We start from the raw sequence: 13,278 nt of genomic DNA on the forward strand, positions 1-13,278 counted from the left end.
CAACCCTCCCCTTCGCAGGGGAGGGAGCGATTCTGAGAGTTTATTATCCCGGCAAATTTAACCGCGCCTTCAGCGCTTTCTTCGCACTTTCCAGCAAGGCATCCGATACCTGCCGGTCCGGCTCACAGCGTGCCAGTGACAAACTGCCCATCAGTTCCGCACTCACCGAAATCGCCAGCGTTTGCGGATCATCGACACCCATCTCTGTTATCTGACGGATAATCATTTCACGGATACGTCCGATACCACGCGCAAACTCTGCCTGACAGGGTGCCGACATACGGGGAGTTTCAGAGGCCAGCGCCGATACCGGACAACCCTGCGCACGGTTATCGCGGTGCCACGGCGACAAATAAAAATCGATATACCCTGCCAGTTGCTTCTGCGCCGTCAGTCCCTGATTTTCTTTATCCCAGCGGGCCATAACCTGATTAAACATCTGCCCGATGGCCGCCTCAATCAACGCCTCTTTTGAGGCAAAGTGCGCATAAAACCCACCGTGCGTCAGGCCGGCTTTGCTCATCACACCTGCCACGCTGACCTGCAATGGCCCTTTGGCGCGGATGGCTTTCGCCGCTTCCTTCACGATCCGCTCACGGATTTTAGGTTTATGTTCACTTTCGTAGCGCATAGTAACACCCTGATAATCAGAAAATTGCCGTCATAGTTTACCTGACAGGATCAGTTAGCGAAACGCGTGCATCCACCGATAATCCGGGGCGCAGCGCCGCTAAATCAGGCTGACCGGTGTCCAGACGGATACGCACCGGCACCCGCTGAACAATTTTGGTGAAATTACCCGTGCCCGGCTCAAACGGCAGCAATGCGAACGTTGAGCCAGAACCCGGCGCGAGGCTGTCGACTTCACCGTGAAATGTCACGCCCGGCAATGCATCCACATGCACATCCGCCCGTTGTCCCGGCTGCATTCTGCCGGTCTGCGTTTCTTTGAAGTTGGCCGTTACATAAATGCCCTGCTCCGGTACCAGTGTCATCAAACGCTGACCGGGTGTGACGTAATCGCCTATCTGTACCTGCCGGTTGCCCGCCACGCCATCAACAGCGGCAAAAATAGTGGTGTGATTGAGATCCTGCTGCGCCAGCGCTTTTGCTGCCTGCGCTTTCACCACAGCAGCCTTCGCCAGCGCCAGTGCCGCCTGAATTTCTGCCCGCTGTGCATGTGTTACCGCTGCCTGATTTTGGGCGACATCCAGCATAGCTGCGGCGTGCGCAGAGGTTTGCTCTGCCGTCACCGCCACCGTTTTATACCGGTCTGCATCGTTACGAGACGTGGCCCCGCTAACCGCCAGCGACTGATAACGCTGCTGCTCGGCCTCTGCATGTTGCTGTTCAGCAAGCGAGGAACGGATCGCCGTGCGCGCGGCCTCGATTTGGGTGAGCGCCAGCTGCTCCTGCGCCTGCTGGCTCAGCAATGCGGCTTCCTGTTGTGCCACCTGCGCGCGGGCATCTTCAAGTTCCCCCTGCGCAGCGGCCAGACGCGCCGTAAACTCTTCGCTATCGATCAGTACCAGTTTATCGCCGGCATGCACCCGCTGGTTATGATTCACCAGCACCTGCGACACAAAGCCTTTTACTTTTGGCGCAACGAGGGTCGCATCCGCTGTCAGATACGCATCATCCGTCGATTCTGACGCGGGTGCAGCCAGTAACCATGCCGCACCGCCAAGGGCTACCACCAGCGCAATACCGCTGACCACGAAGATCCGCTTAGATCGTTTATTGACCTTCTCTACCGGGACCGGCATCCCTTCTCCTGTCGTTGCTTCGCTCATTTTTAATTCCACTCATTGCATGATGAACATCATATTAATATGATACCCATCATACAAACAAGCTCCGGGATTTCACAATATGTCTGCCAACCTGACGCCAGCCGCGACGCTCTCGCCTGCGGATTACCCGACATCACGCAAGTTTCTGATTTTCAGCATTATGGCGTTTGGTATGTTTCTGGCGCTGATCGACATCCAGATCGTCGCCGCTTCGTTAAACGATGTGCAGGCCGGGCTTTCCGCCGGACCAGATGAAATCAGTTGGGTGCAAACCTCGTATCTGATCGCCGAACTGGTGATGATCCCCTTCTCCGCATTCCTGGCGCAGGCACTTTCTACCCGCTGGCTGTTCAGCGCATCGGCGGCGTTGTTTACCCTCAGCAGCATCGGTTGCGGATTGTCGTGGAATATTGAGTCGATGATCTTCTTTCGCGCATTGCAGGGTTTTACCGGCGGCGCGATGGTGCCGACAGTATTCGCGACCGGATTCGCGATGTTTCAGGGTAAACAGCAGGCGCTGATCCCGGCGATCCTCGGCATGGTCAGCGTGCTGGCCCCCACACTGGGACCGACGGTGGGTGGCGTGGTGACGCAATTACTCGACTGGCGATGGATTTTCTTCATCAATATCCTGCCAGGCGCTCTGGTTGCCACCGGCGCCGTGTTATTTATTCATGTGGATAAAGCCGATTTTCCGATGCTTAAACGTATCGACTGGGTACATTTATTGTCGATGGCGATAGCTCTCGGTTGTCTGGAGTATGTGCTGGAAGAAGGCCCGCGAAAAAACTGGTTCAGCGAACCGCAAATCCAGATTTCGGCGTGGTTCTCGCTGGTGGCCTTTGTACTGTTTCTCGAGCGATCCTTTTATTCAAAAAACCCGATCGTACGCCTGAGCCCCTTCCGTGACCCCACATTCACCTTTGCCTGTCTGTTCAATCTGGTGGTCGGTTTTGGTCTGTATGCCTCAACATATCTGACGCCGGTTTTCCTCGGCCGCATCCGAGATTTCAACAGCCTGGAAATTGGCACAACGGTGTTTGTGGTCGGCGTCGGGCAATTCTTCAGTACGATTATCGCCGCCCGATTAATCAGCCGTGTCGACCGGCGGGTCCTGATTACGGTGGGTTTATCCGGTTTCGCACTGAGTTTATGGCTGACGACGACGGTCACAACCTACTGGGGAGCAGAACAGTTCTTCTGGCCGCAGGTGGTGCGCGGCCTGTTCATTATGTTGTGCATCGTGCCGAGTGTGAACATGGCCCTGACCGCGTTTCAGGGGCCGGAACTGCGCTACGCCTCAGGGCTGTTTAATCTGATGCGTAATCTCGGCGGCGCGATTGGTATTGCCACGGTGAATACCTGGCTGCAGGACTGGACCCGCGTGCACGCTGCACGTTTCGGCGAATCGCTGGGACACTATGGGGATCATGCGCAGGAGATGATAGATTCGCTGGCGCAAAAAATTGTCTACCTGACGCCGGACACCGCTCAGGCATTGCTGATGGCAAAAGGGATATTTGGCGCGAAAGTCGCGGCGCAATCCCTGACACTGGCGTTCAACGACATCTTTCAGGTCATGGCGTGGATGTTTGTTGCCGCGCTGGTCATGGTGCCGTTTTGCCGTAAATAAAGTCAGGAATGTGAAGAAAATGTGCAGGCTGCCGCAAAAAATGCGGTTGTGGCAGGGAACTTTTCGAACAAGATGAGAAAGCTTTGGCCTGTTTGAAATAAATCCTTATAATTAGCGGCCCTGAAATGCGATTCGTTACACATACCGTGTCCCTTTCAAGTGCTATGTGCAAGTACACTATTCCTCCGGCCGGTTACGATCGGATCGGGGGGAATTAACATCCTGACAACTGCCAGTGTGGCATTAACGACCAACGAAAATATGAAAATGAGCATTCGCGCAATCCTTACCCTGGTTTTGGCAGTTGCTGCATATAGCCAGGCGTCTTTTGCTGTGGTCTACCCTCTTCCGGCCAATAATGGTCGTCTGGTCGGTGAAAACATCACAGTTACCGTTCCGCAGGGCAGCAGCCTGCCGCTGGAACATTTTGCAGCGCAATACCAGATGGGTTTGAGCAATATGCTCGAAGCTAACCCTGGCGTTGATCCTTATCTGCCAACCCCGGGCACCGTGCTGACTATCCCTCAGCAATTGATCCTGCCTGATACCCCGCATGAAGGCATCGTGATCAACAGTGCTGAAATGCGTCTGTATTACTACCCGAAAGGCACCAATACTGTGGTCGTGCTGCCAATCGGTATCGGTGAACTGGGCAAAGACACCCCGATGAACTGGGTGACTACGGTTCAGCGTAAAAAAGCTGGCCCGACCTGGACCCCGACGGCGAAAATGCATGAAGAATATGCTTCCCGTGGTGAATTCCTGCCCGCCGTCTTCCCTGCTGGCCCGGACAACCCGATGGGGCTGTACGCACTGTATGTTGGCCGTCTGTATGCAGTTCACGGCACCAACGCCAACTTCGGTATCGGTCTGCGCGTGAGCCACGGTTGTGTACGTTTGCGTGATGCCGACATCAAATGGCTGTTCGACAACGTTCCGCAAGGCACCCGCGTTCAGTTCATCAACGAGCCGGTGAAAGCCACCGTTGAGCCGGACGGTAAACGTTATATTGAGATCCATAACCCGCTGTCCTCTAACCAGGAAGAGTTTGATTCCCAGCAGCCGCTGCCAATCACTCTGACCGGTAACGCAAGCAGCGTATCGATGGATCCTGCGGTCAACCAGACTGTGGTTCAGCGCGCTATTGAGATGCGTTCAGGGATGCCGGTTCAGGTTAATTAATTGCGTCCCTGACGTTTTAGTGAAAAAGCTCCGTTCATCGGGGCTTTTTTTTTGCAAACGCAAAAGGAAACTACGGATAACTCCCTCCCCTGCGAAGGGGAGGCGTAAAGCAACATCCTCTCCATCACTGTCATTAAAATGTCACAACTCTGACTTAACCTTCCGGTAACAAAAAATATCTATATGTGTATTTTTATTTCCGATGATTTATGAAAAGGAGTTTTGACAATGCAACAATCCGTATCTCTTGTGGCCCGCGCCGTGACTGCCGCCCTGCTGCTTTCCACCTCTGCCACTGTCCTCGCCACTGAAACTGACTCGCTGACTGACCGCGCAGCAAAAGGTGTGCTGACAGAACCGGGTGGCGCGCGTCGCCTGAGCGGTGACCAGACCGCCGCGCTGAAAGCGTCACTTTCAGACAAAACGGTGAAAAACGTGATTTTACTGATTGGCGACGGTATGGGGGATTCTGAAATCACCTCCGCCCGCAACTATGCAGAAGGCGCTGGCGGCTATTTTAAAGGTATCGATGCCCTGCCGCTGACCGGTCAGTACACCCATTATTCTCTGGATAAGAAAACGCAGAAACCGAGTTACGTGACCGATTCTGCAGCTTCCGCCACCGCCTGGGCGACAGGTGTTAAAAGCTATAACGGCGCGATTGGTGTAGATGTTAACGGTAAAGATCACCAGACTATTCTTGAGATCGCCAAAGCCGCAGGCAAGGCCACCGGCAACGTCTCCACTGCCGAATTGCAGGATGCAACCCCGGCTGCGCAAATCGCCCACGTAACCTCACGTAAGTGCTACGGTCCGGAAGAAACGGCGGAAAAATGTGCCAGCAACGGGCTGGAAAACGGCGGACGTGGTTCGATCACCGAACAGTTATTGCAAACCCGCGCAGACGTCACGCTGGGCGGCGGCAGAAAATCTTTCAGCCAGTTGGCTAAAGCCGGTGAGTTCCAGGGTAAATCCCTGAAAGATCAGGCACTGGCACAGGGTTACGTGTGGGTGGAAAACGCGGAGCAGCTCAGTGCTGTCACGCAGGCAGACCAGAAGAAACCGGTTCTTGGCCTGTTCTCCGAGGGCAACATGCCGGTACGCTGGCAGGGTCCGAAGGCCACTTATCACGGCAACATTGATAAACCGGCTGTTACCTGTGAAGCCAATCCGCAACGCACTGCCGACATCCCGACGCTGGCCGTTATGACTGAAAAAGCCATCGACTTGCTGAAAACGAATCAGAACGGTTTCTTCCTGCAGGTTGAAGGCGCATCGATTGATAAACAAGATCACGCCGCTAATCCGTGCGGCCAGTTCGGGGAAACAGTGGATCTGGATGAAGCGGTGCAAAAAGCGCTGGCGTTCGCCCGACAGGACGGCAACACGCTGGTTATCGTCACCGCCGATCATGCCCATTCCAGCCAGATTATCGAAACCGATGCCAAAGCGCCCGGCCTGACGCAAACACTGACCACCAAAGACGGTGCGCCGATGACTATCAGTTACGGCAACTCAGAAGAGGATTCACAGGGGCACACCGGGACACAACTGCGTATCGCCGCGTTCGGGCCGCATGCAGCGAATGTGGTCGGTCTGACCGACCAGACGGATTTGTTCTATACGATGCGGGATGCCATGGCGATTAAGTGATAGTTTTTCAAAGGGAGATGTCCCTTTGGAACCCTTCGAAACCGGATTGGGTAAGTTTTGGTTTCTCAGTTGCACTGAACGCCTGATCGAGAAACTTTCGGTTTCTTACGTGCGATGCTCACTTAACGCGCTGCGCCGAAACCGCCCAAGAGGGAAAAGTGCTTTTTCCCTCTTGGATCTCCCTTCGCTTTTTCAACAAGCGCTTCCGCTCGCTGGCTATGTTTCAGGTATCACCCGGTTCCAAAATACCGCCGGAGGGAAGGTGGAAAACCGCGCATCTGTTTGCGCGGGTTGTAACCCGAACGAAGGGCACCGCGCAGCGGCGGGATTTTGCGGCTATCACACACCTATCTGAAACATAGCCTCCAGCGGCAGCGCGCAGTTAAAAAGCGCGGAGTCCAAAGGCCCGCGCGTTACCGGGTCTCTGGTCGGTGTGGGCCGACGCCCACAACCTTGAATTTGAAGCAATCAGCTCAGGATATTATCCAGTCTGTCGTCATCAATCCCGTCCGGCTCCAGATGCGCTGTCACATCCGCTGACTTGAATAATTTACTGACCGCCATTTCAGCAGCATCACCAATATCGTGTCCGATATCCACCGTCAGATTGCCATCCACCTCAAGGTGGAACTCGACAAACACACGGTCACCGCCGTTGCGGGTGCGGATGTCATGCACGCCACGCACACCTTCCACACTTAATACTGCCGCTTTAACGCGTTTACGATCGTCAGCACTCAGCTCCCTGTCCAGCAACTGAGTTAAGGCATCGGCCGCCATACCACGCGCGTTCCAGAGCATGTAGAAGGAAATCAACAGCGCGCCGATGGAGTCGGAACGCGTCCAGCCAAAGTAACGTTCGAAAATCAGCGCCAGTAATACAGCGATATTCACAGCCACATCTGTGATGTAGTGCGCACGGTCAGCAGCGATGGCCGTTGAACCGGTGCGTTTCACCACATAGGTTTGCATCAGCACCAGGCCGGTCGCGGCCAGGGAACTGCCGATAATCACCCAGATGCCCAGACCGAGTTGCGCCAGCGGTTCGGGATTAATGATCCGCCCGATGGATTCCCCGCCGAGCACCAGCCCCGCGCCACCCAGTAACAGCGCCTGCACAAACGCCGCCACAGCTTCGGCTTTGCCGTGTCCGTAACGATGGCCTTTATCGGCCGGACGTCCGGCATAACGCACACCAATCAGCGTCACCATTGAGGCCAGCACATCCACCAGACCGTCAGCCGCAGAAGTCAGCAGCGCAATCGAGCCGGTGGCGGCCCATGCCCAAACTTTGACGCAAACCAGGATTAATGCGACACACAGCGACACCAGCGAGGCAATACGTGTCAGCCCTTTATAAGACGGTGCAGGACGGGTCATGGTTTGCCCCACAGGAGCAGTTGTTGTTGGGAATCTTTCACACGAATTTCCTGAAGCAGAGAACTACTTATTTTAAAAAACCAATGCCAGCCCGGCATTATAACCCATTTCCCACTTTTAAGACGTTCCCTATGGTTTGGATCTTTGTGCCTTCACTAAGGTTAATTGACATGGATTTACTTGCATTTACATCAATACGTTCTAGCTTAAGACAAGATTTCTTTGTTCAGGCGCGCGGCCGCCAATAATCAGAAGAGCACTATGACAAACGATAACAAAGCACAGCCTTCCGCGTCCGATGACGCAAACACTGAACTCGATTCCAGCCAGGTAAAATCTGGAGAAGGTCACACGCAGGCACCCAAAGACCAGAAAAAACCTGATGACGGCAAGCAGGATAACGATGAAAAGCGTAAAGGCCCCGGCAAGAAGCCGCTAATCATCCTCGGGATTGTCGTGGTCATCATGGTGGTTGTGGCACTGGTCTGGTGGCTGATGACAAAAGATCAGGTCAGTACTGATGATGCCTTTACCGAAGGTGATGCCGTGACCATCGCCCCGAAAATTGCCGGTTATGTCACCAGTCTTGCCGTGAAAGATAACCAGTTTGTTAAAAAAGGCGATTTGCTGGTGGAAATCGATCCGCGTGACGCCACCGCGCAGCGCGATCAGGCACAGGCGCAACTGGGCCTGGCCATCGCGCAGTTACACCAGGCACAGGCGCAGTACGATCTGGCGAAAGTGCAATATCCGGCGCAGCTTGCTCAGGCAAAAGCCCAGCAGACGCGCGCGGAAGCCAATTTGCTTAATGCCACCGCCGATTTCCGCCGTCAGCGCGGCGTCGATCCTCGTGCCACCACCCAACAAAATATCGATACGTCCAATGCGCAGGTACGGTCTGCGACCGCTGATCTGGAAAATGCCAAAGCGCAGGTGCAGGTGGCCGCGCAGGTCCAGCTGAATATTCGTCAGGCAGAAACCAACGTCGAAGCCCGCCAGCAACAGGTTGAACAGGCGAAAGCCCAGCTGGAAACGGCGACGCTGAATCTGTCATATGCGCAGGTACGCGCCCCGTTCGACGGTTACGTTACCAAGCGTAATGTGCAGCTCGGCACGCTGGTGCAGGCCGGGACCTCGCTGTTCTCAGTGGTGTCGAAAGATATCTGGATTGCCGCGAACTATAAAGAATCGCAGCTCGAACGCATGCGCCCGGGTAACAAAGTGGAAATCACCGTCGATGCCTTCCCGGACATCAAACTTCATGGTCACGTTGACAGTATTCAGCAAGGCACCGGCTCACGCTTCTCGGCCTTCCCGGCTGAAAATGCCACCGGAAACTACGTGAAAATCGTTCAGCGCGTGCCGGTGAAAATCATCATCGACAGCGGACTGGATGAAAATCACCACCTGCCACTGGGGCTGTCTGTTGAACCGACGGTGACCGTCGAATGAATGAAGATCGCAGCTACTGGAAACCCAAGGCTAATCCATGGGCAGTCGCCGCCGTCGTGACCATCGCGGTGTTCATGGAAATCCTGGACACCACCATCGTTAACGTGGCGCTGCCGCACGTCGCCGGTTCGCTGTCTTCCAGTTATGACGAATCGACCTGGGTCCTGACGTCCTATCTGGTCGCGAACGGTATCGTGCTGCCGATTTCAGCGTTTCTCAGCCGTGTGATGGGCCGCAAAACGTACTTCCTGATATGTATCGGCATGTTCACCGTCTGCTCCTTCCTGTGCGGGGTCGCCACTGAACTTTGGCAGATGATCTTATTCCGCATCCTGCAGGGCTTTTTCGGTGGGGGTTTGCAACCGATTCAGCAATCGGTATTGCTCGATTACTTTAAACCGGAAGACCGGGGCAAGGCGTTTGGCCTATCCTCGATTGCCATCATTGTTGCGCCGGTAGTTGGCCCGACGCTCGGCGGTTACATCACTGATAACTTCAGCTGGCGCTGGGTATTCCTGATCAACATTCCGGTGGGGATCATCGCGTTACTGGCGATTTATCAGCTGCTGGAAGACCCGCCGTGGGAACGTAAAGCCAAGGGGAAACTCAGTATTGATTACATTGGTATCGGGCTGATTGCGCTGGGTCTGGGTTGCTTACAGGTGATGATGGACCGTGGCGAGGACGACGACTGGTTCCAGTCGGGTTTCATTGTCACCTTTGCCGTACTGGCGGTCACCGGGATTGTCGGCGCAGTTTACTGGCTGCTTTACGCCAAAAAGCCGGTGGTGGATCTGCGTTGTCTTAAGGATAAAAACTTTGCAGTCGCCGGTTTGCTGATGGCCGGAATGGCGATGATTTTGTATGGCAGTTCGGTGGTGATCCCGCAACTGGCACAACAGCAACTGGGTTACACTGCCACGCTCTCGGGGCTGGTGATGTCGCCCGGCGCGGTGCTGATCGTGCTGTCGATCCCGCTGGTGCTCAAGCTGATGCCCGTGGTGCAGACGCGTTACATCATTGCCTTCGGTTTCTTCCTGCTGGCGGCTTCGTTTATTTATTCGGCCACGCTGACCCCGGATGTGGATTTTGAAACACTGGTGCTTTTCCGCAGTGCGCAGTCGATAGGACTCGGTTTCCTGTTTGTGCCGCTGACCACCATTGCGTTTATTACGATCCCGCAAAAGATGAACGCTGATGCTGCCGCGCTGTTTACCATGTTCCGTAACGTCGCCGGCTCGATCGGCATCTCGCTGGCAACAGCCGGTGTCACCGAACGTACTCAGGCGCACAGTGCGCACATGGTGCACAACATGTCACCGCTCGATGAGCAGTTTAATCAGGCAGTCAGTAAAAGCGCGGCGGCGATCCGTGATTTTGCCCACATCGCCGGCGACCCGATACAACTGGCGACTGCGCGGATGTATCAGGAAATGATTTCACAATCGCGCATTCTGGCCTATATCGACGTGTTCGGTTACTGCGCCATCGTCGCCGTTATTTTGATCCCATTTTGTTTCCTGCTTTCGCCGGTTAAGAGCGAAGGTAATGCCGGAGCACATTAAGTTGAACAAGAAAAGCTCTACTCTGAGAAATCAGCCATCAATGATGCCGCCCTGCTCCTCCTGCGACGGGAGAGGCCGGGAGAGGGTTTTAAATACAGGCACCCGTTTCCTGACACTCTCGACATTAACGCTGGTATTAGCTGCATGCTCCGTTGGCCCTGATTATCAGAAGCCAAACCCGGTAACGCCACCGGCCTATAACGACATGACGCAACCGAAAGATAAAGATGGCGCGTCTATTGCGCTGCCTTCGGAACCCAATCCGTTATGGTGGAAAGCGTTTAATGACCCGCAGCTCGACAGTCTGATCACCCGGGCGATTGCCGGTAATATCTCCCTGCAACAGGCGGTGCTGCGCATTGCCGGTGCCCGTGAACAGGTAAAACAGGCGGAAGGTGCCTGGTTACCGTCGGTTCAGGGCAGCGCTAAAGTGACGCGTCAGCAACTCGGGCTGAAAGGGATTATCGATTCGAGCGGTGCATCGCAGCAGATTGATCAGCTCGGTCCGGAAGCTTCCGGTGCCATCGGCGCGGCCACACGACCGGTGAATTTGTATCAGGGCAATTTCGATGCCAGCTGGGAACTGGATTTGTTCGGCGGCACACGACGTCAGGTCGAAGCCGCGAATGCCCAGACGCAGTCGTCCGTTGAACAGCGCAACGATGCATTAGTGTCGCTGGAAGCCGAAGTTGCCCGTACTTATCTCCAGTTGCGTGGTGCGCAAAGCGTGACAGCCGCTATCGAAACGCAAATCGACGTGGCGCAGCAAACCTTAGACCTGACGCAAAACCGTCAGCAAAACGGTCTGTCACCGCAGCTTGATGTTGAAAATGCCCGCGCACAGTTAGGCTCTCTGCGTGCTCAGTTGCCGCAATATCAGGCGCAGGAACGTCAGGCAATGAACGGTCTGGCCGTCCTGCTCGGCCAGACGCCGGGTTCGCTTGATGCTGAACTCTCCGCGCCGAAACCGTTGCCAGCCCTGCCCGCTGCGGTGCCGGTCGGTGTGCCTTCACAGCTGGCACGCCGTCGTCCTGACGTGCGCCAGGCTGAGGCCGATCTCCATGCGGCAACCGCAAATATCGGTGTATCCGTCGCGCAGTTGTTCCCAAGTATTTCGCTCACCGGCCAGTTTGGCATGCGTAATACCGACGCCAGCTATCTCGATAACTGGAGCAGCCATTTCTACTCCTTTGGCCCGCAGATTTCCCTGCCGATTTTCCAGGGCGGACGTCTGGTTTCCGGCGTGCATCTTTCCCGTGCGCAACAGGCTAATGCCGCGCTCAGTTATCGCCAGACCGTGCTGACCGCACTACAGGATGTGGATAACGCGCTGGTCAGTTACCGCACCGATCAGGATCAGGTCAACGGACTTGAGCAGACTACGGCAGCGTTGCAGACCGCGTTTGATCTGGCCAGCGACAGCTACCGTCAGGGGCTTTCCACCTTTATCAACGTGCTCGATGCCCAGCGTCAGCTGGCACAGGCGCATCAGCAATCCGCCGAAGCGAAAGTGAAAACCAGCACCGATCTGGTCTCGCTGTATAAAGCGTTAGGCGGCGGCTGGGAGCCCTATCAGAATGTAGAATTACCGACTTACACCGTGTTTGGCCCGGCGGCTACACCGGATGTAAAAGTCAACACCACCGCGGGCGTAACGCCGTAATCACGGCTTAATGCGAAGAGATAAAATCAGAAGGCGTGGCCGGGGCAGGTAATGAAAAATTCTGCCTCATGCGCGCCACTTCACTCACCGGAGTCAGCCCGAATAAGCGTTTAAATTCGCGGCTGAACTGCGACACACTTTCATAACCCACCTGCGCGCTGGCTGCTGAGGCGGTCAGATTATTACGCAACATCAGTAATCTGGCCTGATGCAAACGGGTGGACTTGAGGTATTGCATCGGCGATGTATCAGTAATGCTTTTAAAGTGACTGTGAAACGTCGGCACGCTCATCCCCGCCTCTTTTGCCAGCGCATTTACATCCAAATGCATGGGGTATTCTGCGTGCAATTTCCGCAGGGCTTTCATCACCTTGCCAAATTGCCCCTGCAGGGCCAGCGCACTGCGCAATGTACCGCCCTGAGCGCCTGTCAGCACGCGATAATACAGCTCCCGCATCATCGGCCTGCCCAGAATTTCAGCATCCTGCGCAGACGCCATGACCTGTAAAAATCGCAAGACTGACGCCCGCATGGCTTCGTCCATTAAACTCGACACCATACTTTTGGGCGCGTCTACCTGTGGCGGGTCATACGCATCCAGTTGCAACATCAGTTCTGCCGCCAGCGTGAAATCCAGCCGAAGATAAATCGCCAGCATCGGTTCGCTGACGCTGGCGTCGGTTTCCATCGTAAAAGGCACCGGCACTGAGACGGCCAGATAATGTTGCGCGTCATACAAATAGACATTATTGCCTAAAAAACCGCGTTTACTTCCCTGCACGACAATCACAATCCCCGGCTCATACAAAACCGGCGTACGCAAAAGCGGACGATCGGAACGCAGAAAACGCACATCCGCCAGAGCCGTGAGGTTGTAGCCTTCACGGGGCGTAAGCCGGTCCAAAAGCGCGATCATTTGCTCAGTCACACTCAACGTCAGATGCGTCATATCACCCT

The 13,278-nt window shown here is 55.1% G+C and carries 11 protein-coding genes; 7 read left to right on the plus strand and 4 right to left on the minus strand.

The window, feature by feature from the left end; all coding sequences use genetic code 11:
* Positions 1-43: 43 nt before the first annotated feature.
* Complete coding sequence (locus J1781_RS13145) at positions 44-631, minus strand: TetR/AcrR family transcriptional regulator (protein WP_129951078.1); 588 nt, start codon at positions 629-631, stop codon at positions 44-46.
* A 37-nt stretch (positions 632-668) separates the two neighbouring features.
* Positions 669-1,793, minus strand: coding sequence for an HlyD family secretion protein (locus J1781_RS13150; RefSeq protein WP_217233715.1), 1,125 nt, complete (start codon positions 1,791-1,793; stop codon positions 669-671).
* Between the two features lie 79 nt (positions 1,794-1,872).
* Between J1781_RS13150 and J1781_RS13155 the strand changes: the two genes are divergently transcribed.
* The 4 genes from J1781_RS13155 (at position 1,873) to J1781_RS13170 (ending at position 6,616) form a co-directional block, all read left to right on the plus strand.
* Positions 1,873-3,426, plus strand: a complete 1,554-nt coding sequence (locus J1781_RS13155) for a DHA2 family efflux MFS transporter permease subunit (RefSeq protein WP_217233716.1) — start codon at positions 1,873-1,875, stop codon at positions 3,424-3,426.
* 261 nt (positions 3,427-3,687) lie between these two features.
* On the plus strand, positions 3,688-4,608 hold the full coding sequence (locus J1781_RS13160) for a L,D-transpeptidase family protein (RefSeq protein ID WP_129951075.1): 921 nt from the start codon (positions 3,688-3,690) through the stop codon (positions 4,606-4,608).
* A 228-nt stretch (positions 4,609-4,836) separates the two neighbouring features.
* Positions 4,837-6,261 (plus strand): alkaline phosphatase, encoded by a 1,425-nt coding sequence (gene phoA / locus J1781_RS13165; protein WP_129990829.1) that lies wholly within the window; start codon positions 4,837-4,839, stop codon positions 6,259-6,261.
* A 25-nt stretch (positions 6,262-6,286) separates the two neighbouring features.
* On the plus strand, positions 6,287-6,616 hold the full coding sequence (locus J1781_RS13170) for a hypothetical protein (RefSeq protein ID WP_217233717.1): 330 nt from the start codon (positions 6,287-6,289) through the stop codon (positions 6,614-6,616).
* A gap of 113 nt (positions 6,617-6,729) precedes the next feature.
* Here the strand turns inward: J1781_RS13170 and J1781_RS13175 are convergent, their stop codons facing one another.
* Entirely contained in the window at positions 6,730-7,641 is a 912-nt protein-coding gene (locus J1781_RS13175) for a cation diffusion facilitator family transporter (protein WP_129990830.1), read from the minus strand.
* A gap of 261 nt (positions 7,642-7,902) precedes the next feature.
* On the opposite strand from J1781_RS13175, the gene J1781_RS13180 reads away from it, so the two are divergent.
* From J1781_RS13180 to J1781_RS13190, 3 genes are read left to right on the plus strand one after another with little or no spacing between them, the layout of a single operon-like run.
* Positions 7,903-9,093, plus strand: coding sequence for an HlyD family secretion protein (locus tag J1781_RS13180; protein ID WP_129951072.1), 1,191 nt, complete (start codon positions 7,903-7,905; stop codon positions 9,091-9,093).
* Positions 9,090-10,658: a DHA2 family efflux MFS transporter permease subunit gene (locus J1781_RS13185; protein ID WP_129990831.1), complete on the plus strand. Its 1,569-nt coding sequence runs from the start codon at positions 9,090-9,092 to the stop codon at positions 10,656-10,658. The genes J1781_RS13180 and J1781_RS13185 overlap by 4 nt, the downstream gene beginning before the upstream one ends.
* A complete protein-coding gene (locus tag J1781_RS13190; protein ID WP_217220770.1) occupies positions 10,642-12,321 on the plus strand; it encodes an efflux transporter outer membrane subunit in 1,680 nt (559 codons plus the stop codon). The genes J1781_RS13185 and J1781_RS13190 overlap by 17 nt, the downstream gene beginning before the upstream one ends.
* 7 nt (positions 12,322-12,328) lie before the next feature.
* Here the strand turns inward: J1781_RS13190 and J1781_RS13195 are convergent, their stop codons facing one another.
* Entirely contained in the window at positions 12,329-13,270 is a 942-nt protein-coding gene (locus J1781_RS13195) for an AraC family transcriptional regulator (RefSeq protein WP_129951069.1), read from the minus strand.
* Positions 13,271-13,278: the final 8 nt, after the last annotated feature.

The organism is Rahnella perminowiae (genome assembly GCF_019049695.1).
Lineage (GTDB): Bacteria > Pseudomonadota > Gammaproteobacteria > Enterobacterales > Enterobacteriaceae > Rahnella > Rahnella perminowiae.

Coding starts and splice junctions, on each gene's coding strand:
- J1781_RS13145 (WP_129951078.1), bottom strand. CDS start 631: ATGCGCTACGAAAGTGAACATAAACCTAAAATCCGTGAGCGGATCGTG.
- J1781_RS13150 (WP_217233715.1), bottom strand. CDS start 1,793: ATGAGCGAAGCAACGACAGGAGAAGGGATGCCGGTCCCGGTAGAGAAG.
- J1781_RS13155 (WP_217233716.1), top strand. CDS start 1,873: ATGTCTGCCAACCTGACGCCAGCCGCGACGCTCTCGCCTGCGGATTAC.
- J1781_RS13160 (WP_129951075.1), top strand. CDS start 3,688: ATGAAAATGAGCATTCGCGCAATCCTTACCCTGGTTTTGGCAGTTGCT.
- phoA (WP_129990829.1), top strand. CDS start 4,837: ATGCAACAATCCGTATCTCTTGTGGCCCGCGCCGTGACTGCCGCCCTG.
- J1781_RS13175 (WP_129990830.1), bottom strand. CDS start 7,641: ATGACCCGTCCTGCACCGTCTTATAAAGGGCTGACACGTATTGCCTCG.
- J1781_RS13180 (WP_129951072.1), top strand. CDS start 7,903: ATGACAAACGATAACAAAGCACAGCCTTCCGCGTCCGATGACGCAAAC.
- J1781_RS13185 (WP_129990831.1), top strand. CDS start 9,090: ATGAATGAAGATCGCAGCTACTGGAAACCCAAGGCTAATCCATGGGCA.
- J1781_RS13190 (WP_217220770.1), top strand. CDS start 10,642: ATGCCGGAGCACATTAAGTTGAACAAGAAAAGCTCTACTCTGAGAAAT.
- J1781_RS13195 (WP_129951069.1), bottom strand. CDS start 13,270: ATGACGCATCTGACGTTGAGTGTGACTGAGCAAATGATCGCGCTTTTG.